This window comes from Nostocoides sp. HKS02 (genome assembly GCF_009707485.1).
In the GTDB taxonomy this organism is placed as follows: domain Bacteria; phylum Actinomycetota; class Actinomycetes; order Actinomycetales; family Dermatophilaceae; genus Pedococcus.
Genome location: NZ_CP046121.1, coordinates 192,622 through 214,751, shown reverse-complemented (window position 1 = coordinate 214,751; position 22,130 = coordinate 192,622). Strand labels below are relative to the sequence as shown.

Below are 22,130 nucleotides of genomic sequence, written 5' to 3'. Positions count from 1 at the left end.
GTCAGACCTTCACATCCACGACTTTGCGCATCCAGGCCATGCCGATGCCGAGCGAGATGATCCCGCCCGCCAACATGCCCAGACCCAGCGCGCGGGTCCAGAGGAGCTCCACGTAGGAGCGGTTGGTCATCATCGTGTAGAAGAAGATGCCGATCGGCAGGGCGATGAGGATGTATGCCGAGAGCCGGCCTTCCGCGGACAGCGCGCGCACGTGGCGGGCCAGCTCCTCCCGCTCGCGGAGGGTCTTGGCGGTCGTGCGCAGGGTCTCGGCCAGGTTTCCACCGACCTCGCGCTGGATCCGGATCGCCATGGCCGTCCAGCGCATGTTGTCACTCTGCATCCGGGCCGACATGTGCTCGAGGGCGTCGCCGACGTCCGCGCCGATGCGCGTCTCGGCGAGGGTGCGGCTGAACTCCTTGGCCGCTGGCTCCGCAGCGTCCTTCGCGACCGCGTCGAGTGCCTGCAGGAGCGAGAACCCGGTGCTCAGGCTGCTCGCGACGAGGGTCAGCACATCGGGCAGCTGGGACTCGAACTTCTTGGCGCGGCGCTTGGCGAGGAATCGCAGGACGAACGCCGGGAGGAACCACCCGAGCGCGCCACCGACGACGACTGCGAAGAAGGTCATGATGACGCCGCCTCGGAACAGCACCAGGCCCGCCGCGATCCCGATCGGTAGGGCCACGAGCCGCAGCACCCACCACTCCCCCGCACGCAACGGCAGGTCGGCGCGGTCGATGAGGGCCATGGTCTTGCTGGTCGACTCGCGGCCCTCCATCATGCGGTCGCCGACGTTGACCAAGCTGGTGGTGATCGAGGTCGGGCTGACCGCGCGGTTGTCCGTGGTCACGGTCATGCCCGGGGTGACGTACCGCTCGATCGAGTCGACCCGCTGGCTGCGGCTGGAGCGGAACATCGGTGCGACGAAGGCCGCGGTCAGCAGCAGCAGCCCCAGGCTGACGGCGCCGATCGCTGCGATGAGGGCCATCGGCGTGCCCTTGGGCGCGACGAGTCTCGCCGGCGCGGCCGAGCCGGCGACCGGGGCCGGCTCCGTCGGCGTCACGGTCGGGGTGGCTGCGGCGCCGAAGTCGACCGGGGTCGCGGCCTCGAAGGGCACTCCCCCAACGGTTCCGGAGAGCACGACCTTCTGGGTGCCACTCGTCGCGCTCCCGGCGTTCACCGAGAAGGTGGCCTGGGTGTCCAGCGCCTTGGCGGCATCCTCGAACGCGGCCTTGACCGCGCTCTGGTTGGACGCGGCAGCGAGCGTTCCGCCCCCTGCCTTGGCGAAGCCGGCGAGCACGGTGTTGTCACTGTCGGCCGTGTTGAAGCCGATCACCTCGGCGCGCACGCCGTACTTCGTGAGGGAGGCGGTGGCACCGGCCTTGGTGGCCTTGCTCCGGGTGTCGCCGCCATCGCTGAGGAGCACCAGGCTGCGGTCCTGGTAGCCGGCCATCGCCGGCCCCGCGAGCGAGAGCGCGTCGTAGAGCGTGGTCTCGCCGCGGGCGACCAGGCTGTTGACGACGTTCTGGACCTGGCTGCGGTTCGAGGTGGGCGGCACGTCGACCCCCGCCGTGCCCGCAAACGAGATCAGGCCGACCGCAACGTCTTTCGGCGCGTCGGCGAGGAACACCTTGACTGCCTGGCGCACGGTCGCCATGCCTTGGGTGCCCATGGATCCGCTGGTGTCGACGACGATCATCGTGGCGCGCTTGGGCCGGTTCGCCGTGGTCACGGTCACGGGGTATGCCGTGCCGTTGACGGTGCCGTGCAGGCTCCCGGCGTCGACGGGGACGGGGACGCCGTCCTGGCGCACGCTGAGCACGCCGGTGAGGACGTCACCGGTCAGCCGAGTCGCGGACACCGTGACGTCGATGGGTGAGGGCGCCGCGCTGGCGGCACTGGCGGCCACGGCTCCGGTGGCCACGGCTGTGACCAGGACGGCAGCGGCGCCGAGGGCAGCCCGAGCCGGGCGCGTGGGGGCCCGGTGGACACGCTGTCGTGAGAACCGCAGCATCACACCCCCCGGATGAACAGGTCCGGAGCGAACTCGATGCCCTGGTCGTGCAGCTCCTGGGAAAACTTCGGTCGCAGACCGGTGCTGACCAGGGTGCCCTTGAACCGCCCCTGGTCGTCACGGCCGGCGCTGTAGTCGAAGGTGAACAGGTCCTGCATCGTGATGACGTCCGACTCCATACCCGCCACCTCGCTGATGGCGGTGATGCGGCGTGAGCCGTCCTTCAGGCGGGCCTGCTGGATCACCAGGTCCACGGCTCCCGCGACCTGCTCGCGGATGGCGCGCACGGGCAGGTCGACGCCCGCCATGAGCACCAGCGTCTCGAGGCGCGACAGGCTGTCGCGCGGGCTGTTGGCGTGCACCGTGGTGATGGACCCGTCGTGACCGGTGTTCATCGCCTGGAGCATGTCGAGCGCGGCCCCGTCACGGATCTCACCGACGACGATGCGGTCGGGCCGCATACGCAGCGAGTTCTTGACGAGCTCGCGGATCGGGATGGCGCCCTTGCCCTCGATGTTGGACGGGCGGGACTCGAGCCGCAGCACGTGGTCCTGCTTGAGCTGGAGCTCGGCGGCATCCTCGATCGTGACGATGCGCTCGTCGTCGGGGATGAACGAGGAGATGACGTTGAGCAGGGTCGTCTTACCGGAGCCGGTACCACCCGAGATGATGATGTTGCGCCGCCCGCGGACGCAGCCGATCAGGAAGTCGCGGACGCGGGGCGTGAAGGTGCCGAAGGCGATGAGGTCGCGGTCGGTGAAGGGGTCCGTCGAGAACTTTCGGATGGTGAGCATGGCCCCGTCGAGCGCGATCGGGGGGATCACCGCGTTGACACGCGAGCCATCGGGCAGACGCGCGTCGACCAGCGGGCTGGCCTCGTCGACTCGGCGACCGACCCGACCGACGATCTTGTCGATGGTGCGTCGCAGGTGCGCCTCGGACGAGAAGTGCGTCTCAACCGAGTAGAGCTTGCCAGCGCGCTCGACGTAGATGCGGTCGGCGCCGTTGACCATGATCTCGGAGATCTCGCTGTCACGCAGGAGCGGCTCCAGCGGACCGTGGCCGAGGATCTCGTCGGCGACCTCCTGAGCGATCCGGGTGCGGTCTGAGTGCGAGAGCGGGGTCTCCTCGGAGTCGATGACCTCCTGGAGGGTGTGGCGGACCCGGCTCTCGAGCTCGGACTGGTCCAGGTGCGGGTCGTAGAGCTGCGGGCCCAGGGAGTCGAGCAGCGCCTGGTGCACGCTGGCCTTCACCGCGGCGAACGGGTCAGCGATCCGCACCCGCTCGGCTGGGGCGCTGGGGCTGCGCTGCTGTTGGGGTGCAGCGGCCTGCTGCTGCTGGCGACGAACGCTCTCGAGACGGTCGGCGAGACTCATCGCTTGCTCCCTCGGGTCAGGCTCCAGCGCTCGGAACGCTTCGGCTCGTCCGCCTTGCTGCCGGGGGACCCGGCGGCGGGCTGGACGCGGATGAATCGGTCGGCGAGCTCGCGAAGCGCCACGCTCACCGCGTGGCGCGGCTCGTCGAGGACGATCGGGACACCTCGGTTGATCGAGGCCGGGACGGCCGCGCTGCTGGGCACCGTGATGGCGATGTCCTGGCGGATCGCCGCGACGACGTCCTCGGCCCGCAGCCCGACCTTGGCGTCGGACCGGTTGAGCACGACGACCCGGCTCTCCTTGGGGCTGCCCAGGAGGTCGAGGGTGTCCAGGCTCAGGCGCAGGTTCTTCACCGCCGGGATGTCGAGCGTGGCGATGAGGATCAACAGGTCGCTCACGTCGAAGGCGGCCAGGACGTGCTCGGTGAACGCGGGCGGGGTGTCGACGACGACGTAGTCGTACGCGCGTCGCGCAACCCGCAGGGCCTCACCGACCAGCGCACCGGGGATGCGGTCGGCATCGCTCGGCTCCGACGGCGCCGCCGCGACATCCAGACCGCTCTCGTGGCGGGTGACGATCGAGGCGAGGCCCTGGGCGTCGAGGTGCCCACTCATCGCGATGAGGTCGGACATCGAGTTCTGCGGCAGGAGCTGGAGGCTGATCGCGACATCGCCGAACGCGAGGTCGAGGTCCATGAGCAGGACCTTGGATCCCTTGGAGGCGAGGTAGGCCCCCAGGTTGGTCGAGAACGTCGTCTTGCCCACGCCACCCTTGGCGGAGAACACCGTGACGACGCGGCCCTCGGTGACCGCAGCGTCGCCCACGTGGCCCGCGACCTTCGAGGAGAGCTCGCGGCTGCGGCGCGCGGCATCGGCGAGCGCGGTCAGGTCGTCGGCGGGGATGACCTCGCGGATACCCGATCGCAGCGCCTGCGCGAGGACGGTGACGTCGAGTCGGCGCCGCATGAGCACGACGCCCATCTCGGGCCGCTCGACCCTCGCGAAGTCGGACAGGTCGCACGCGCTCTGCATGTCGACCTCGGGCCCGATGATGAGCAGGGGGTCGTTCACGTACTCCTGCAAGGCCCGCGTGGCCGTGGCGAGGTTGTCGAAGCGGACGATGTCCGCGCCGAGGGCGAACGAGTACCGGTCGGAGGCCGTGGGGTCGGCGTCCCAGAGCAGAGTCACTGGCCGGCTCCTGAGAAGAGGTTGAGGTCGGTCACCGTCGGCGTGTTGGCCATCTTCAGGTCCGAGCTGCGCAGCACGGCATACAGCGATCCGGAGCTGATCGCATGGATCAGGCGGGCCGCGTTGTGCGGGCTCAGGGCGACGGTCACCAGGAACCCCGGTGCGGCGGCGGCGGCGGGCGCCGCTGCACCCGGCGTCGTCGGGGTGCCCGGGTTGAGCGCCGTGCTGCCCATGCCGATCACGAGGACGTCGTCGAGCAGGACCGACGTGCCCGCGACGCCGGCGCCGTTGGCGGCGCTGGCGGACGAGGACCCGGCCGACGCGACCTTGTACGTGTCGAAGATGCCGATGTGCGTCCCCGGGGTGACGAAGCTGCCCACGCGGGCCGGGTCGCTGAGCGACACCGATACGGCGACCATGCCCGTCGGCACCTCGATCGCCTTGCTGCCCTGCGGGGTGGAGCCGAAGCGCGACGCGAGGACGTACTCACCAGGGGCGATGTCCGTCACCGCGACGAGCGACCCGTTGTCCGCGTTCACGTCGGAGAGCGCACCAGCCGGCACACCCTTGGCCGGGATCGCGGTCTTGACGAGCATCCCGCTGCGCACCGCGTCCTTGAGCTGGGTGCTGGCCGGAATGGGCTTCGTGCTGACGTAGACCGACGTCGGCTCGTTGGCGGACACCGCGCGGGCGTCGGCGCCGCGGGCGTACAGCAGTACGGCGACCACCCCGATGAGGGCGATGACTGCTGCGGCGAAGATGGCGAGAACTCTGCGTCCCATGGTGGTCTGTTCCTTTTATCCGACAGGTGTCGCGGTCTGAAGACCGCCGTTGGGGGGCTGGGGACCGGGGACAACCGCGGACTGAAGCGCCTGAAGCTGGGCCCCCGTGATCAGGTCCTTCACGAAGAAGCCATACATGCAACGGTCACCGCCTACGCAGGGATGACCTGGGGAGCCGAACGTGCTACCTGGGACGATTGAAGGCTGAGGACTGCTGGAGAAGTACCAACCCGTGAGGTAGAACGCGGCGTACATCGACACGTGGTAGTACGTGTTGCTCCCATTCCCGTTGTTGCACCCACCTGCGGGTGGGTTAGTGGGGTCGTATGTTGGCCACGCTTGGTACGAAAGGCAATCGAAGATCGGGATGTACACGATCTTCCCGCGGTAGCCGTCGAAGATTGTCGAGTCGCAGGGTCGCGAGTTGCCCGGGCGCGCCCAGAACCAATCGCCGATTGAGCTCGCCACCTGACAGCTCGTCGTGCCCTGAATGACTGAGAAGCCGCCAGGGGCCACGTGCCCATTCCATGTGGTGCACGTGGACGTGCTTCCCTGCGTGTACACCGCGCGCTCCCAGCTCAAGGCGGGCCAAGGGTTGTCCACGGTTCCGTAACCGGGTGTCTGTCCTGCAGTTGGGCTAGGCGGGTACAGCCCCGGGTTGTTGGGGTGCAGCGGGTCGTAGCCGGTCTGCGCTTTCCAGTCGCAGTAGGACATCACCACGGGAAGGATGTTGAGGGTGGCGACGCCGGCCGGGCCCCAGGCCGCTCGCGCACAGGCCTTGACCGTCGTCGCACTGGCACCCGTGACCATTCGAGTGATCACATTCGGTACCGCGCTGGTGCCGTCGGCTTGCTGGGTCTTCGTGTGCACCTCGACCCATGGGACGTTCGCGGTCGCCAAGGCGCTACTCACGGGCGGACAGTCAGTCGTGCCACCAGTCGAGGCGGGGCACAACGGCATCGATGCGACCACGTTCGTCACCAACGAGTTGCCGCACACCGAATCGATGCCGCCGACTTGGTCTTTGGTGTTGTTGACGTTGTTGAACCGGTTGACGACGGCGGCAGTCGAGGTGTTGGACATGGTGCACGCCGCCATGTTGTCGGCGCATGCCATGGCGAGTGAGGACGCGGCTGAGTCCGCGCCATTTTGAAGCTGTCGGCGTTCGAACATCAGCGAACCCACGTCCACAGCCAGCGCCGTGCATCCGAAGAGCACCCCTCCGGACAGCAAAATCGTCACGAGGGTCGCGATCGCACCACGCTCGCCACGTAGGCGCGGCGAGCCCACTTGAGCAAGCCGTCTCATCACCATAAATCCACGCATTGACTTGCCTCGTCGCTCAGCACTGCATCGAAGCAGTGGCGGAAATCGTGGGAGGGTTGATCGTTGCCCCAAGAAGCCGCGGAACGGCATCGAGGATCATCCACCTGAAGTTGTCGGCCTTCACGGTGACAGTAGCCACGGGGACAGTCGTGGCGGGGTCGGGGGTGCAGGTGGTCGGACCCGTCGCCGGGTTGGGGTTGACGGTCACGGTGACTGAGGCCGCTACGAACGGGGTGATGCCGCTTGTTGCGGACTGGGCGCGCGTGACGATGTCGCTCACCGGGTATGCCTTGAGTGAGGCCATTCTGGCCCCATCTCTGGCTGCATTGGTGACGAGGATCTCTCCCAGGTACATGCGTCCCAGATCGACGATGCCACCAGTGATCAACAGCAGGAGTGGCAGCACGATGGCCATCTCGACTGCTGCTGCGCCGCGCTCCCGGCGGTGACGGCGATGGGTCATGGCTCAGATCTCACAGCGCGCTTGAAGGAACGTTGAACAAGTGGATGATGTTCTGCCCGAAAAGGCTGACGCCGGACACGATGACGACGGCGATCAGGCTGACCATGATCGCGTACTCCACGGCGGTGGCACCGCGGTCGCCCCAGCGAGAGCTGAGGCGACCGCGATCACCGCGATCGTGAGCGGATGCCAACAGAGCCTTCACACCCAGGCCACCGCAACACGCGGTCCGACCGAAGGTCCAAAACTCGTTCATGACACCTCTCTCCCTGATGCGCGGCGGGGGTCCCGTCGGGCTTGTGGACGTGCTCAGACGCTGACGGCAACCTGGTTGAACAGGTTGTTCAGGTTGCCACCGAGAAGCGTGACGGCCGCGATGATCACGATGGCGATGAGGGCGACCATCAGGCCGTACTCCACCGCCGTCGCCCCACGCTCGTCACGCGAAGAAAACTTCGCGAGGAACTTCGACATGCTGACTCCCTTTCACAAATGTGGATGTTCGGTCGAGCCGACTCGGCTCAGACGCTGACGGCCACCTTGTTGAAGAGGTTGTTGAGGTTGCCACCGAGGAGGGTGACAGCGGCGATGATGACGATCGCGATGAGGGCGACCATGAGGCCGTACTCCACCGCGGTCGCGCCCTGCTCGCGGGTGGCGAGGCGGGCCTGGAACTTAGCGACGAACTTGCTCATTGCGGATGTCCTTTCGAGACCAACGGGACAGACGAATGTCTGCACGGCATAGCCTCGCAATCCGCGAGCGAGCACGAATCCCCCGTCGAGTCACTACCGACTAGGACCTTCGAGTCACGCACCTCAGCAAAACGGACGATTGCGTGGCGTGGTCCTTGCCCAGAGGGTGTGCAGCCGACAGGGTGGGCACATGTTCCGCACGCCCTTCTTGCGGAGCTCGCCCCGGGTCGGATGGACAGGCCTGACGGCCGCCGGTCTGGTGCTCACCGCCCTCGCCACGCGAGCTGTGGCAGACCCGAGTCCCTGGCTGCACCTCAAGGTTGGGCAGTTCCTCCTCGATGGCCACCGGTTCGCCGCTCCTGACCCGTTCGCACCGTACGCCAGCTCCGCGTACGAGCCGACCCAGTGGCTGCCCTCGATCGTCGTCGCGGCCCTCTACGACCATGCCGGGCTGCCCGCGGTGGCCTGGGTCCGCGGCGTCGGCATCGCCGTGTTCGCCCTCGCCATGGTGCTGGCGACCCGGCTGGCCGCGCGCCCGGCCATCGCCCTGGCGGCCACGGCGCTGACGATCGCCGGGGCGTACCCCTCACTGACCGAACGACCCCAGCTCCTCGGCTTCATCATGGTCGTCGTCACCGTCGCGGCCTGGTGGCGCTCAGCGCACGACGGCCGACCCCGGTGGTGGCTGGTCCCCTTCACCTGGCTGGCCGCCTGCGTCCACGGGGTCTGGGCCATGGGCCTGGGCATCGGGGCCCTCATCGTCGCCGGCATCGTCCTGCAACGCCTGTTCACCCCAGGCGAGCGCAACCGCCTGGTTGCGGTGCTGGCGGGGTGCGTCGTCGCATCGGCCTTGACCCCCCTCGGGCCGCGGCTCGTCCTGTCGCCGTTCGCCGTCGGCGGGAACGCGCGCCAGTTCGTCACCGAGTGGATGGCCTCGTCGGTCCGCACCCCGTCGGTGGCCCTCACCCTCGTCGTGCTGGGCACGGTGTTCGGGCTGTGGGTGACCAGCCGGCGCCAGCCGCCGTACTGGCAGGTGATGGTCTGGGTCGCCGCCATCTGCCTCGTCCTCGTCATGCAGCGCACCGTGGGTATCGGGGCGATCGTGGGCGCCATGCTGCTCGCCGACGCCGCCGAGGGCTACCTCACCCGGCGCCGCTCTGACGCGGCGAGCGCCAGCCCACCTCCCCCCTCGGCGCCCGGGGCGCCGAGCTCGCCGTCCTGGTGACAGCCACCGTCGCCGCGGTCGTGCTCGCCATCCCCCTCGCGGCCATCCGCGGGCAGGCGGCTCGTCAGGTGCCGACCGCCCTGACCCAACCGCTGCGCCAGATCCCCCAGGGCACCCACGTCATCTCCGACGGCGACCTCTCCGGGTGGCTGATGTTCCAGGCCCCGCAGCTGCGTCCGGTCTTCGACATCCGCATCGAGGTCTACAGCGCGGCGCACGTGCGGGGCTACATCGCCGCGCTCAGCGCCCAACCCGGCTGGACGGCATACCTCGCTCGCACCCAGGCACGCGCCGCGCTGCTCAAGGCCGACGCTCCCCTGGTCTCGGCGCTGGGCAACCAGTGGCACTGGACCGTGGTGGCCGCCGACCGCGGGTACGTGCTCATGGAGCCCCGGTGACGACCGGCCGTCGCACCCCTGCCTTCCTGACCGTGACCGCGGTCGGGCTGATGTTCCTCGTGGCCATCGCCCGGGGCCTGTCGCCGTTCTCGGAACCGGACGTGTGGTGGCACCTGCGCGTCGGCGAGCAGATCCTCGACACCCACCAGATCTACGGCCCCGACCCGTGGGCGCGGTTCGCCGGCGGCCCCTATCTCGCCACCCAGTGGCTGCCCGAGGCCGTCGCAGCCCAGGCCTACCGGTGGGCTGGGCTGGGCGCGGTGCCGTGGCTGCGCACGGTGAGCATCCTCCTCCTCGCCGCGGTGGTGTATGCCGCGGCGCGTCGGCTCTCCGGCCGGCTCCCGGCGGCGCTCGCGACCGGGGTGGCGATCCTCGGGGCGAGCGGGAGCCTCAACCCCAGGCCGCAGCTCGTCAGCTTCGTGCTCTTCGCGGCGGTGATCGGTGCGTGGCTGCGGACCGCCGAGGACCGCCGCCCGCGGTGGTGGCTCGTCCCGCTGTACTGGCTCTGGGCGTGCTGCCACGGGCTCTGGATGTTCGGGATCCTCGTCGGAGTGGTCACCGCCGTGTGCCTGGTGCTTCAGCAGCCCGACCACCGCCGGGCGTTGGCCTGGCGCCTCGCCGCCGTCAACGTGGCCAGCGCGGCTGCGGTCGCGGTCACGCCGCTCGGGCCGCGGCTGCTCCTCGCACCGTTCACCGTCGCCAACAACGCAGCCTCGATCGCCGACGAGTGGGCGGCGACCCCGCTGAACAACGCGTTCTCCATCACGGCCGTGGCCGCCATCATCGTCACGGCCGTCTGCTGGCTGCTGCGGCCGTGGCCGCGACCCTCCTGGCAGTACGCCTGGCTGGCCCTCTCGGCCGCCCTGACGCTGGCCATGTGGCGCCTCGTGCCGTTGGGCGCCATCCTCTGCGCACCGCTGCTGGCCGGCGCCCTGCAGTCGATGCTGGGCGCCACCCGCGAGCGCGTCGACCGGCGTGAGCGCGTCGGGCTGCTGGCAGGGCTAGGGGGTGGGGGTGCTCGTCGCGGCGCTGGTCTCTGCGGGGCCGGCGGGCACCAAGGCCTTCGCCTACCCCACGGGCATGGGGGCGATCGACCGCGCGCTGTCGACGGTGCCACCCAAGAGCGTCGTCATGGATGACTTCGGCATCAGCGGCTGGCTGCTCTGGAGCCACCCGGAGCTGGTCCCAGCCGCCGACCTGCGGATGGAGATCTACCCCACGGACTACCTGCACCGCTACATCGACGCCGGGAACGCCGCGCCCGGCTGGGAGGCGTTCGTCGCGAGGATCGGCGCTCGGTACGCACTCGTCGAGCGGAAGTCGGCAATAGCCGACGCCCTGGTCCACGAGCGGCACTGGGCCCCGATGGCGACCAGTAGCACCTTCGTCCTGCTGCGCGCTCCCCAGGCGAACCCATGACCCTCGACGCGCGCCGGGCAGACCGCTCCGAGCGGACGTTCCTGCTGCTCGCCGCCGCGGGGCTGACCGTGGCCACCGCCACCGCGACCATCGGCCCGCTCCGGAGCCCCGATGCCTGGTGGAACCTCAGGGCCGGCGACTACCTGCTCGCCACGGGTCGGTTCGTCGGCCCCGACCCCTGGTCGAGGTTCTCCACCCACCAGTTCGTCCTCACCGAGTGGCTCGGATCGGTGGTCGCCGCCCTGCTGTATCGCCCGTTCGGGGCCGCCGCCCTGGTCGAGCTGCGCACCATCGGCGGCGTGGCCATCGCGGCGCTGCTCTACCTGCTCACCCGGCGCGTCGCCGACCTGCCGTATGCCGTGCTGGCGACCCTGGTGGGCCTGCTCGGCTTCAGCGGGAGCATCACCGAACGCCCCCAGACCCTCGGCCTCGTCCTCCTGCTCGTCAGCCTGCACCTGTGGCGCTCGGCCGCGCTCGGTGGCCGCGTACCCAGCCTGTGGCGGCTGCCGCTGGGCTGGGTCTTCGCGATGGCGCACGGCTACTGGACGCTGGGCGTGCTCGTCGGGGCTGCGACCGGGGCCGGCCTGGCGCTCGACCGGCGGTCCTGGCGCACCGGGTTGTCCGCCGGCCTCCTCGTCGCGGGCACCGTCGCGGCTGCAGCGGTGACCCCCGTCGGTCCACGGCTGCTGCTCACCCCCTTCCAGATCCGGTCCGCCGCAGCCGCGCTGGTCAGCGAGTGGCAGCGCGCCTCGCCGACGCAGCCGCTGGTCGCGATCGCGCTGGCCCTCGTGGTGCTGACCGCGGCAGCGTGGCTGCGGACCGGGACGTCGTGGTGGCGGGTGTTCCACCTCCTGCTCGCGCTCGGACTCGCCCTGTCCTACGCCCGTCTCAGTGCACCGGCCGTGGCGATCACCGTCCCGTTGGCGGCCGAGGCGGCCCAGCGCCTCAAGGCCCGGCGCACCGCGCGCACCGCCGAGGCCAGCGCGCCCACCCGCCTCGAGCTCAAGGCGATGGCGGCCGGGGCAGTCCTCGTTGTCCTGGCGGGGCTCGTCGCGGCGCCGGCGTCCGCACGACGCCCCCTCCTGACCCCGACCGCACTCTTACCGGCGATCGCTGCGATCCCCAGTGGCAGCACGGTGTTCGACGACTTCAACGTGTCGAGCTGGATGCTCCACACCTACCCCCACCTGCAGCTCGTGGTGGACACCCGCATCGAGGTCTTCGCACCGGCATACGTCAATGGCTATGCCGCCGCGCTGGACGCGCGTCCCGGGTGGCAGTCCTTCGTCGCCCACACCGGCGCCAACTGGGCCGTGCTGCGCCAAGAGGTCCCGCTGGCCGGGGCCCTGGAGCGGGCCGGCTGGGCGACGACGGCGAGCCGCGACGGGTACGTCGTGCTGCACCGGGTCGCCCCGTGAAGCGGGCGTGGCTGCCCTGGCGCGGCTGGTGGGCCACGCCGCTGGCGATCTATGCCGTGACGAGACTGGTCGCGGTCCTCATGGTCCTGGTCGCCGCGCCCGGCCGGAAGGTCCGGATCGAGGGCGTGGCCGGCTACCACACCACGGTCGTGGCGCACCGGGTCCCGTCCTACTGGGAGGTCATGACCTCGTGGGACGGCCAGTGGTACTGGGGAATCGTCCGAGACGGCTACGCGGCGACCGCACTCAGCCCAGCAGGAGCACCCGCGCAGACCAACCTCGCGTTCTTCCCGTTGTTCCCGACCGTGGTGCGGACGCTCATGCAGCTGACCGGGGGCAGCTTTCCGGTGGTCGCGACCACGTTCAACCTCGTCGTCGGTGCTGCCGCGGTGGTCGTGGTCTACGGCCTCGTCGCCGACTGTGTCGACTCCCGGCGCGCCCGGGTCTGCGTCCTGCTGCTCTGCTGCTTCGTCTCGGCGCCGATTCTCCAAGCCGCCTACACCGAGAGCCTGGCGCTGCTGCTGGTCGCCAGCGCACTGTGGTTGTTGCACCGCCAGCACTACCTGTGGTGCATCCTCCCGGTCGTCCTGCTGGGGCTGACCCGCAACCTCGCCCCGGTGCTCGTCGTCGTGGTGATCGCGCACTGGCTGAACCTCGTCCGCGCCTCCCGAACCTCCCGCGCCCGCGCCACGGTGCCCCACGCCCGCCTCGCTGTGCTCAGCCTGGCGAGCGTGCTCGCGGTCGGGCTCTGGCCTGCGCTCGCGGCCCTGCACACCGGTGAGCCGACGGCATACACCACGACCATGCGCGCCTGGCCAGGCTTCACCGGCTCGCTGCTCGTGCCCCCCTGGGTCGCCACCGTCGTCGAGTACCCCGGGCTGGGGGTCCTGGTCCTCGTCGCCCTCGTCGGCCTGGCCGGCGCGCTCGTGGTCCTGCCCGGGCGGCGGCGGTGGGGTCTCGAGCTCGGTGCGTGGGGCGCCGTCTACCCGCTCTACATCCTCGCCACGACGAACCCGTCGTTCAGCTTCTTTCGCTACCTGCTCCTCGCGTTCCCGCTGGGCCTGTTCTGGGCCCCCGACACCGACTCGGTCCGACAGCTCTGGCGACAGCGCGTGGCCATCGGCCTGTGCGTGCTGCTCGGGCTGGTCGCCCAGTGGTTCTGGGTCGACAAGGTGCTCGTCTATGCCGGACCCCACCGCGGATGGGGCTACCCCTGAGGCCGAGCGAGGTCCAGCGGTGGCCGGTCAGCGACCGGGTACGAGGAAGTCGGTGCCCTGGCCCACGCCCTGCCACCGGTTGCCGGCCCGGATCAGCACCTCACCGCGGTCCGTGGTCACCACGAGACCGCGCTCGGCGTTGACAGTGGTGATCATCTGGGCGCCGGCGATCTCGGGGCCTGCGGTGATCGGTCCGCCCAGCGGCACCAGCCAGGGCCGGACCACCTGTGAGGTGGACTTGCGCCCGAGAACGGCCAGGGTGGTGTCGTCGACCCAGACCAGGTCGCGGGCCAAGGTGAGCGACGGGGCCAGCGCGAGCGGCGCCTCGGTCAGGGCCAGGGGTATCCCGTTGGGTTGACGCACGACGCCGACGACCTGGACGTGGGGGTTCTGGCCGGTCCGGTCGGTCGAGATGATGGCGACCCGCTGGCCGTCCGGGGCGAAGCGGAGGCTCACGATCGAGCGGTCCGCCAGCCACCCGGCCTGCACCGGCTGCGGACGCGACTTGGCGGGGTCGTTCGGGTCAGCCGAGGTGTTGACCACCCACACCTTGCTCGCCGCGCCAGCTCGCCCGCCGACCCAGAGCAGCCCCTGCGAGTCGAAAGTCGGGCGGGTGAGCTGGGTGCCGAGCGTGGACACCGCGAGCTGGGTGGAGCCGTGCCAGCGGGTGAGCTGGGTGCGGTCGCCACTCACCGCGGCGATCTCGTCGCCAGCGGGCGACATCGCGAGGTAGGCCCAACCAGGAGCCACCGTCGGCAGCACACGATTGGGCTGGGTCTGCGGCTTGTCGGCGGGGTCACCCAGCATGAGGGGGTCGATGTTGCCGAGGGTGGTGCCCCTGCGCAGGATGGGCTTGGCCACCGGGTCGGTCGGTGTCGGGAAGCCGAGCGCGGACAACGAGTCCGCGTTGGGGTCGCTCGTCCCCGGGATCTGCAGGTCGGTGCCCTCGAGCTGGAGCGCGACCCGGCTCACCGCCGGCGCCTGGCTCACGGTCGCGAGGAACTGCGCCCCGAGCGCCTGGCGCTGGTTGGGGTCACTGCCGATCCGGGTGGCGGTGAGGTCGACCTGCGCGGTGCCGCTCTCGATCGGCACCGAGTCGACGGCGAGCCGGGTGCCGGGGGGCACCATGGTGCGCACGGCCCCACTGAGGTAGTCCGGCACCCCGGACAGGAGGGCCCGAGCCAGTCGCGTCGCCAGCCCGGTGCCCAGCGGGAACCACCGCACGTCGGGCACGAGTCGTCGCTCGGTGGCCGAGATGTAGTAGATGTCGAACGGGTCGTAGAGCCGGGTCGCGTCGGACTCGCTGAGCCAGGTGCCGAAGCCGTCCGGCATCTTGGAGATGCGCCACTCGCCGGCCGGGGTGCGCTGCAGGCCGAAGGTCACCTGAACCCGGGAGTTGGGGGGCAGCTCGTGGTATCGGCCATCTCCGTCGATGCGGGCGCTCGCCTTGGCCATGGCGGTGACCGAGCCGGGGCTCGACTTGGTGATGCTCAGCGCCGAGTCGTCGGTGAAGACCACGACCGAGGAGTCCGGACGCCACGTGCCCTCCTGTGCGGGGACCAGGTAGGACCTCGCCACCTGGTACTGGTCGTCGCTGGCCGCTGCAGCCCTGATGAAGCCGCTGACCACCTGCTCGGGCGAGGACCCCGGGGTGACCGGGTTGGCCTCCACCTGGACCTGGTTCTCCCGCACCGACCCCAGGTCGCGGCCCTGACGCACCGGAGAGCTGGTGGACAGGCCCCCACACGCCGACAGGAGCACCGCCGCGGCGGCGAGCCACGCGGCATACGGGCGTCTCACTGTGGACCACCCCGCGGGAGGGAGGTATGCCGCGCCGCGACGACGCGCTCGTTCTCACCCGGGCGGTGGCCCGCCCGGGCCCCCTCGGCGCCGGCCTCCTGAGGCGGGGCGTCCGGCGGGCGCAGGGGCAACGGCGAGTCGACGATGGGGACGTCCAGGCGTCGGGGCAGGGTCAGGCGGAAGGACGAGCCTGCGCCGGGCTCGCCCCAGGCCTGGAGCCAGCCTTCGTGCAGGCGGGCGTCCTCGAGCGAGATCGCGAGGCCCAGGCCGGTGCCCCCGGTGGTCCTGGCCCGGGCGGGGTCGGCACGCCAGAACCGGTTGAACACGAGGGCTGCCTCGCCGGGGCGCAGGCCCACGCCGTGGTCGCGCACGGTGACCGCCACCGCGTGCTCGTCGCCGGCCAGGGTGATCTCGACCGGGCGCCCCTCGCCGTGCTCGAGGGCGTTGACGACGAGGTTGCGCAGGATCCGCTCGACGCGCCGGGCGTCGATCTCGGCATCGCACGGTCCGCTCGTCTCGACCGTGATCGTGGTGCCCCAGCGGTCGGCGACCGGCTGTGCCGCGTCGACCGCGCGCGCCACGGTGTCGCGCAGGTCGATGACCTCGGCGTCCAGCGCGGCCGCCCCGGCGTCGAAGCGGCTGATCTCGAGCAGGTCCGCGAGCAGCTCCTCGAACCGGTCGAGCTCGTTGTGGAGCAGCTCGGCCGAGCGGGACACGGTGGGGTCGAAGTCTCGGCGGGAGTCGTGGATGAGGTCGGCGGCCATGCGAATCGTCGTCAGTGGGGTGCGAAGCTCGTGGGAGACGTCGGAGACGAAGCGCTGCTGGAGCCTCGAGAGGCCCTCGAGCTGGCGGATCTGGGTCTGCAGGCTGTCGGCCATCTCGTTGAAGGACTTGGCCAGACGGGCGAGGTCGTCGGCGCCGCGGGCGCCCATCCGTTCGTTGAGCCGGCCCGACGAGAGCCGCTCCGCCACGATGGCGGCGCGCCGCACAGGGTTGACGACCTGCCGTGTGACCACCCAGGCCACCGCACCGACCAGGAGCACGAGGAAGAAGCCGCCCAGGGCGAAGGTCCGGGTCACGAGGCTGAGCGTCGCCTCCTCGCGCTGCATCGGGTAGACGGCGTAGAGGTCGTACTTGCCGGCGACGGGGACGTCGACCTGGGACCCGACGACGACGGCAGGCACCACTCCCCCGGACTGGGGGTCGGTCACGGCGATGAGCTGCAGCTGCTGGTGGTGCGGGTCGCTGTGGACCGCCTGGCGCAGCTCCATCGGGATGTTGGTCAGCCCGGTGCGACCCGAGAGCACGGTGTTGAGGAAGGTCGGGCTGGTGTTGCCGAGGCTGCGGGTGAACACGAGCTGGCGGTCGGTGTCTCCGCCCTGGCTGGCGGCGCCCTTGATGACGGTCTGGGCGAAGAGGTTGAGGGATGGGGTGTTGGTGGCCGCGGTCGTCTGGTCGAACTTGCCCTGCACGTCGGTCACGAGCCGGGCCGCCTCGACCTGGGCGGTGTCCATGCGGTCCTGCTCGAGCCCGTCGGAGATCGACTGGAACAGGTAGGTCCCCAGCATGAGCACCACGGCCAGGCCGAGCAGCATGGTGCTGCTGACCACGCGGAACTGCAGCGAGGACCGCCAGGTGTGCACGAGCCTGCGCGCGCCATCGGCGACGGCGCGACGGCTGCCTCGTACCGCCGAGCGCAGCGCGGCGAGCGCCTGGGCTCGGTGGTCGGAGAACCGTGGCGTCGGCGCCCGCTCGGGGCGGGGACGGGCCGACTCGGCCATGACTAGCTCGGACCGGCCTTGTAGCCGACACCGCGCACGGTGACGACGATGTCGGGGTGCTCGGGGTCGTGCTCGATCTTGGAGCGAAGCCGCTGCACGTGGACATTGACGAGGCGGGTGTCCCCGGCGTGCCGGTACCCCCAGACCTGTTCCAGCAGGACCTCACGGGTGAAGACCTGCCACGGCTTGCGCGCCAGCGCGACGAGGAGGTCGAACTCCAGGGGGGTGAGCGACAGGGGGTGGCCGGCGCGCTTCACGGAGTGGCCCGCCACGTCGATGACGAGGTCGCCGATCTCGAGGCGCTCGGGCTCGGGCTCGTCGCCACGACGCAGCCGGGCCCGGATGCGGGCGATGAGCTCCTGGGGCTTGAACGGCTTGACGACGTAGTCGTCGGCGCCGGACTCGAGGCCGACGACGACGTCGACGGTGTCGGTGCGGGCCGTGAGCATGACGATCGGAACGCCGGACTCGGCCCGGATCCGGCGGCACACCTCCATGCCGTCCAGGCCGGGCAGCATCACGTCGAGCAGGACGAGGTCGGGACGCGAGTCGCGAAAGGCGCCGAGTGCCGACGCACCGTCGGCCACGTGCGTGACGTCGAGCCCCTCGTTGCGCAGCACGATGCCGAGCATCTCCGCCAATGCCAGATCGTCATCGACGATGAGCACGCGACCCTTCACCAGCGTCAGCCCTCTCCCAGTGGTGAGTATGAATTCCCTCCCGAATCATCACACATGGACCTGCGCCGATGAGGACGCCGGGCGGGGCGCGGCCTGCATGAGCTCCGTCCGGGCGCAGCGGCGGCGCACCGTCCGACGGCCGTCCACCAGGAGCACCACGAGCAGGAGGACGGCCCAGAGGGCGAAGGCGGCGCTGAGCACGAGCTCGACCGGGGTGTACCCCGGCTGGAGGTCGGGCGGTGGGGCCAGCGCCCACATCGGCGGCAGGAAGAACCCGGCCACTGTAACCGCCGCAAGCACCCGCCACCCCCGGCCGACCATCAGGGCGATCGCCGGGACGACCCAGACCCAGTGGTGGGTCCAGGACACCGGCGAGATGAGCAGGCCGCCCAGCCCGAGGGCGACGACCACGGCGAGGCGGTCCCCGGCTTCGGACTGGAGCTTGGCGGCCATGAGGGTCAGGACCAGGGCGGCCGCGCACAGGGTCCACGTCACGAGTCCCACGACTGACGTGGGCACACCGTGCAGCTGGCTGCCCCGCTCGACGACCGCCCGGATCGACTGGTTGCCTGCGAGGACGACCTCACCACCGAACTGGCTCATCGACCCCAGGCCGTGCAGCCAGAACCGCGCCGAGTCGGCGGGCAGCACCAGCCAGCCGACGACGACCGTCGCGACGAAGGAGGCGCCGACCCGCCCAGCCGCCGCCCACTGCCGCCGCAGGAGGTAGTACACGACGAAGATCGCCGGGGTGAGCTTGATGCCGGCCGCCACACCGATGAGCAGCCCGCGCCGCGAGCGGGGGACGGCGAACAGGTCGAGCAGCACCATCGCCGCCAGGATGAGGTTGACCTGGCCGTAGAGCAGGGTCCGCTGCACGGGCTCGAGGACCACACCGACGGCGAGCAGGATGGCAACCCGCCGGGCACCCCAGCCGAGGGAGCGCGCGCAGAGCACACCCATCACCGCGTAGGAGGCCAGGGATGCCACCGTGAGGGTCGCCGCGGCGGCGCCCCCGGTCCATCCGAGCGGCACGAAGGCGAGCGCAGCGAACGGTGGGTAGCTGAACTGCAGGATGCCGCCGTGGCCGTCGCTCACGCCGACGGCATACAGGTTCTGGCCGGCGACGACCGCCCGAGCACCGGCGAGGTACACGCGCAGGTCGAGCCCGCTCCACGGCACGTCCCACCACCGCACCCAGAGCGCGGTCGCCACCAGGACGAGCCCGATGGCGGCCAGCAGCCGTGAGCTGCCCCCTCCGCGGGGAGCCGCAGGTTCGGCTCGGGCCAGATCGGGCACGACCGGAGGCTAGGGCACGCCGAGGGCGCCGCGTGGGCCTACGGGAGTCCTTGGTTCCCGGACTGGCCGACGACCCGAGGGCGCCCCCTCACCCGAACGGCCGGTACGCATGCGCACCCGCTGATGCAGACGGACCCGGTCGTCACCATGATGCGGTGCTTCCAACCCTCGACTTCGCGAGCCCCAGGGACGGCGCGGCTGACCCCCGCGCCGTCGAGCGGTGGCGTCGACGGCGGGGCCTGCGCAGGGACGACCTCGTGCCGTTGGCGATCTTCGTCGTGGCTCGACTCGTGGACTTCGCCCTACTTGGGCTTGGCGGCCGGAGCCAAGCGGCCCTGACCAGCTCCAGCCCCGCCTACCACGTGTTCTCGCCGACGCCCTCGTCCCCGGGCCTCCTCGGCATTCTCGCGAACTGGGATGGCCAGTGGTACGAACAGATCGCCCTCTCGGGCTACCCGTCCAGCCTGCCGACGGCTCACGGGATCGTGGGACAGAACGCGTGGGCGTTCTATCCGGCGCTTCCCGTGGTGTGCCGTGCGCTGATGGGATCGCTCGGGATCGGCTTCCCCGTGGCCGCGGTGACGGTGAACCTGTGCGCCGGAGCGGTGGCCTCGGTGGCGTTGCACCGGCTGCTGCGCGACGGCGTGAGCAGCTTTCCCGCGCTGGCTGCCGTCCTGACCCTGAACGCGTATGCCGCGTCGCCGGTCCTGCAGGTCGCCTACCCGGAGGCACTGGCGCTGGCCCTGGTCCTGCTCGCGCTGCTCGCACTGCGCAGGCGACGGTACGTGATGGTGTCCGTGGCAGCGATCGCCCTCGGCCTCACCCGTCCCATCAGCCTGCCGCTGGCCATCGTCGTCACCGTCGTCGTCGCGTCGCGCGCCCGGTCGACAGCTGGGTCCTCGGGAGGTCATCGCCAGACACCTCGGTCTGCCGTCAGCGCGGTCGTTGCGTGCTGGGTCGCCGTCGTGCTGTGGCCCACGATCACGGCGATTGCCACCCGAACCCCGACGGCCTATCTCCGCGCCCAGGAAGCATGGCCAGTCAACCGGGGGTTGCTGGACCATCGGTGGACCAGCTGGCTCTGGCAGGGGGATGCCACCACGCTGAAATCAGCGCTTGTCGGGGTGATCGCCGTCGGGGCCGTCCTCGCAGTCGCGCTTCGCCCCAGCGCGAGGCGTTGGGGCGCCGAACTTCGGACCTGGGCGCTCGTCTACCCGCTGTTCGTCCTGCTGGCCACCCGACCAGGACCCAGCGTCGTGCGCCTCATGCTGCCGGCTGCGGTCATCTTCTGGCCCTTTCCGGAGGACCCTGCGCGGGATGAGTCACGGGCCGCGCGACACGTGCGCCGCACCCTGCTGGGCGTGGTGGTGGGCCTGGGACTGGTCTGGCAGTACCTGTGGGTCACCGGCATCTTCATCGTGCATGGCTCCCCCGCCGAGCAGCTGTACCCCTGACAGCGGTATGCCGCCCGCTCGGGTGAGCGGACGGCATACCGGAGTGCTGGTGTGCGGGGCTGGCCCGCACCGTGCGGTGCATCAGTACCGGTAGTGCTCCGGCTTGTACGGGCCGGCCACGTCGACCCCGATGTAGGCGGCCTGCTCCTTGGTGAGCTCGGTGAGCTTGGCGCCCAGAGCGTCCAGGTGGAGGCGAGCGACCTTCTCGTCGAGGTGCTTGGGCAGGACGTAGACCTGCTTGTCGTAGTCGTCGTTCTTGGTGAACAGCTCGATCTGGGCGATCGTCTGGTTCGCGAAGGAGTTCGACATGACGAAGCTCGGGTGGCCCGTGGCGTTGCCGAGGTTCATCAGGCGCCCCTCGGAGAGCACGATGATCGAGTTGCCGTTCTGGAAGGTCCACTCGTGGACCTGCGGCTTGATCTCGGTCTTGGTGACGCCCGGGATCTTGGCCAGACCGGCCATGTCGATCTCGTTGTCGAAGTGACCGATGTTGGAGACGATCGCCTTGTTCTTCATCTGCGTCATGTGGTCGGCGGTGATGATGTTGAAGTTGCCGGTGGTGGTGACGAAGATGTCGGCGATGCCGACGACGTCCTCGAGGCGGGCGACCTGGTAGCCCTCCATCGCGGCCTGCAGCGCACAGATGGGGTCGATCTCGGTGACGATGACCCGCGCGCCCTGGCCTGCCAGCGCGGAGGCGCAACCCTTGCCCACGTCGCCGAAGCCGGCGACGACGGCGACCTTGCCGCCGATGAGGACGTCCGTGGCGCGGTTCAGCCCGTCGAGGACGGAGTGGCGGCAGCCGTACTTGTTGTCGAACTTGGACTTGGTGACCGAGTCGTTGACGTTGATCGCCGGGAAGAGCAGGTTGCCGACGGCGGCGAGCTCGTAGAGGCGGTGCACGCCCGTGGTGGTCTCCTCGGTGACGCCCTTGATCTCCTCGGAGACCTTGGTCCACTTCTGCGGGTCGGCCGCGAGCGTCCTGCGGACGAGCTCCTTGAAGACGCCGACCTCCTCGGAGTCCGACGCGTCGGTGGGGGGCACCTGTCCGGCGGCCTCCCACTCGCGGCCCTTGTGGACGAGCATCGTGGCGTCGCCGCCGTCGTCGAGGATCATGTTCGCGCCCTCACCACCCGGCCAGGTGAGGATCTGCTCGGTGCAGTCCCAGTACTCCGGGAGGGTCTCGCCCTTCCAGGCGAACACGGGGACACCCTGGGGGTCCTCGGGAGAGCCGTGGGGGCCGACGACGACCGCGGCCGCCGCCTCGTCCTGGGTCGAGTAGATGTTGCAGGAGGCCCAGCGAACCTCGGCGCCGAGCGCGACGAGGGTCTCGATGAGGACCGCCGTCTGGACGGTCATGTGCAGCGAGCCGGCGATGCGGGCGCCGTTCAGCGGCTGGGCCGCTCCGAACTCCTCGCGCAGGCTCATCAGACCGGGCATCTCGTGCTCGGCCAGGCGGATCTGGTGGCGGCCGGCCTCGGCGAGGCCCAGGTCGGCAACCCTGTAGTCAAAGGACATGTGAAATCGCTTCCGTTGAGTCGGTGGTTTTCGACCCGGCGCAGCCCATCTGGGCATTCACGAGAGCGGGGTATCACCCGC

The 22,130-nt window shown here is 70.3% G+C and carries 21 protein-coding genes; 7 read left to right on the top strand and 14 right to left on the bottom strand.

Translation table 11 applies throughout. From position 1 onward, the window contains the following. Position 1: 1 nt before the first annotated feature. The 9 genes from GKE56_RS00975 to GKE56_RS00935 all read right to left on the bottom strand — a co-directional run bounded on the left by GKE56_RS00975 (position 2) and on the right by GKE56_RS00935 (position 7,840). Positions 2-1,921: a type II secretion system F family protein gene (locus GKE56_RS00975; protein ID WP_195908202.1), complete on the bottom strand. Its 1,920-nt coding sequence runs from the start codon at positions 1,919-1,921 to the stop codon at positions 2-4. An 89-nt stretch (positions 1,922-2,010) separates the two neighbouring features. Then, positions 2,011-3,387: a CpaF family protein gene (locus GKE56_RS00970; RefSeq protein ID WP_154682973.1), complete on the bottom strand. Its 1,377-nt coding sequence runs from the start codon at positions 3,385-3,387 to the stop codon at positions 2,011-2,013. Next, entirely contained in the window at positions 3,384-4,574 is a 1,191-nt protein-coding gene (locus tag GKE56_RS00965; protein WP_154682972.1) for an AAA family ATPase, read from the bottom strand. The genes GKE56_RS00970 and GKE56_RS00965 overlap by 4 nt, the downstream gene beginning before the upstream one ends. Further along, the gene (locus GKE56_RS00960; protein WP_154682971.1) at positions 4,571-5,356 is read right to left on the bottom strand and encodes a Flp pilus assembly protein CpaB; all 786 of its coding nucleotides are present in this window, start codon (positions 5,354-5,356) and stop codon (positions 4,571-4,573) included. Before GKE56_RS00960 ends, GKE56_RS00965 begins: the two co-directional genes overlap by 4 nt. Before the next feature lie 15 nt (positions 5,357-5,371). After that, positions 5,372-6,598 (bottom strand): pilus assembly protein TadG-related protein, encoded by a 1,227-nt coding sequence (locus GKE56_RS00955; protein ID WP_195908201.1) that lies wholly within the window; start codon positions 6,596-6,598, stop codon positions 5,372-5,374. 100 nt (positions 6,599-6,698) lie between these two features. Continuing rightward, complete coding sequence (locus tag GKE56_RS00950; RefSeq protein ID WP_154682969.1) at positions 6,699-7,145, bottom strand: TadE/TadG family type IV pilus assembly protein; 447 nt, start codon at positions 7,143-7,145, stop codon at positions 6,699-6,701. A 10-nt stretch (positions 7,146-7,155) separates the two neighbouring features. After that, complete coding sequence (locus GKE56_RS00945) at positions 7,156-7,350, bottom strand: Flp family type IVb pilin (protein WP_230209084.1); 195 nt, start codon at positions 7,348-7,350, stop codon at positions 7,156-7,158. 104 nt (positions 7,351-7,454) lie between these two features. Further along, positions 7,455-7,619 (bottom strand): Flp family type IVb pilin, encoded by a 165-nt coding sequence (locus tag GKE56_RS00940; protein ID WP_154682967.1) that lies wholly within the window; start codon positions 7,617-7,619, stop codon positions 7,455-7,457. Positions 7,620-7,666: 47 nt separating this feature from the next. Further along, positions 7,667-7,840, bottom strand: a complete 174-nt coding sequence (locus GKE56_RS00935; protein ID WP_154682966.1) for a Flp family type IVb pilin — start codon at positions 7,838-7,840, stop codon at positions 7,667-7,669. Positions 7,841-8,030: 190 nt separating this feature from the next. Between GKE56_RS00935 and GKE56_RS00930 the strand changes: the two genes are divergently transcribed. The 6 genes from GKE56_RS00930 to GKE56_RS00905 are packed head-to-tail and all read left to right on the top strand — an operon-like array spanning position 8,031 to position 13,517. Next, complete coding sequence (locus GKE56_RS00930) at positions 8,031-9,065, top strand: hypothetical protein (protein WP_154682965.1); 1,035 nt, start codon at positions 8,031-8,033, stop codon at positions 9,063-9,065. Continuing rightward, positions 9,062-9,463 (top strand): hypothetical protein, encoded by a 402-nt coding sequence (locus GKE56_RS00925; RefSeq protein ID WP_154682964.1) that lies wholly within the window; start codon positions 9,062-9,064, stop codon positions 9,461-9,463. Before GKE56_RS00930 ends, GKE56_RS00925 begins: the two co-directional genes overlap by 4 nt. Beyond that, positions 9,460-10,602: a hypothetical protein gene (locus tag GKE56_RS00920; protein WP_154682963.1), complete on the top strand. Its 1,143-nt coding sequence runs from the start codon at positions 9,460-9,462 to the stop codon at positions 10,600-10,602. The genes GKE56_RS00925 and GKE56_RS00920 overlap by 4 nt, the downstream gene beginning before the upstream one ends. Next, positions 10,544-10,882, top strand: coding sequence for a hypothetical protein (locus tag GKE56_RS00915; RefSeq protein WP_154682962.1), 339 nt, complete (start codon positions 10,544-10,546; stop codon positions 10,880-10,882). Before GKE56_RS00920 ends, GKE56_RS00915 begins: the two co-directional genes overlap by 59 nt. Further along, a complete protein-coding gene (locus GKE56_RS00910; RefSeq protein ID WP_154682961.1) occupies positions 10,879-12,300 on the top strand; it encodes a hypothetical protein in 1,422 nt (473 codons plus the stop codon). The genes GKE56_RS00915 and GKE56_RS00910 overlap by 4 nt, the downstream gene beginning before the upstream one ends. Beyond that, a complete protein-coding gene (locus GKE56_RS00905) occupies positions 12,297-13,517 on the top strand; it encodes a hypothetical protein (protein WP_154682960.1) in 1,221 nt (406 codons plus the stop codon). Before GKE56_RS00910 ends, GKE56_RS00905 begins: the two co-directional genes overlap by 4 nt. A gap of 27 nt (positions 13,518-13,544) precedes the next feature. Here the strand turns inward: GKE56_RS00905 and GKE56_RS00900 are convergent, their stop codons facing one another. The 4 genes from GKE56_RS00900 to GKE56_RS00885 are packed head-to-tail and all read right to left on the bottom strand — an operon-like array spanning position 13,545 to position 19,077. Next, positions 13,545-15,317, bottom strand: coding sequence for an LpqB family beta-propeller domain-containing protein (locus GKE56_RS00900; RefSeq protein WP_154682959.1), 1,773 nt, complete (start codon positions 15,315-15,317; stop codon positions 13,545-13,547). Continuing rightward, a complete protein-coding gene (mtrB, locus tag GKE56_RS00895; RefSeq protein ID WP_154682958.1) occupies positions 15,314-17,098 on the bottom strand; it encodes an MtrAB system histidine kinase MtrB in 1,785 nt (594 codons plus the stop codon). Before mtrB ends, GKE56_RS00900 begins: the two co-directional genes overlap by 4 nt. A gap of 2 nt (positions 17,099-17,100) precedes the next feature. Beyond that, positions 17,101-17,778 (bottom strand): MtrAB system response regulator MtrA, encoded by a 678-nt coding sequence (gene mtrA / locus GKE56_RS00890; RefSeq protein WP_154682957.1) that lies wholly within the window; start codon positions 17,776-17,778, stop codon positions 17,101-17,103. Between the two features lie 48 nt (positions 17,779-17,826). After that, complete coding sequence (locus GKE56_RS00885) at positions 17,827-19,077, bottom strand: glycosyltransferase 87 family protein (RefSeq protein ID WP_154682956.1); 1,251 nt, start codon at positions 19,075-19,077, stop codon at positions 17,827-17,829. Positions 19,078-19,232: 155 nt separating this feature from the next. Between GKE56_RS00885 and GKE56_RS00880 the strand changes: the two genes are divergently transcribed. Continuing rightward, complete coding sequence (locus tag GKE56_RS00880) at positions 19,233-20,531, top strand: hypothetical protein (protein WP_154682955.1); 1,299 nt, start codon at positions 19,233-19,235, stop codon at positions 20,529-20,531. 81 nt (positions 20,532-20,612) lie between these two features. On the opposite strand, the gene ahcY is transcribed toward GKE56_RS00880, so the two are convergent. Continuing rightward, positions 20,613-22,049 (bottom strand): adenosylhomocysteinase, encoded by a 1,437-nt coding sequence (gene ahcY, locus GKE56_RS00875; protein WP_154682954.1) that lies wholly within the window; start codon positions 22,047-22,049, stop codon positions 20,613-20,615. Between the last annotated feature and the right edge of the window lie 81 nt (positions 22,050-22,130).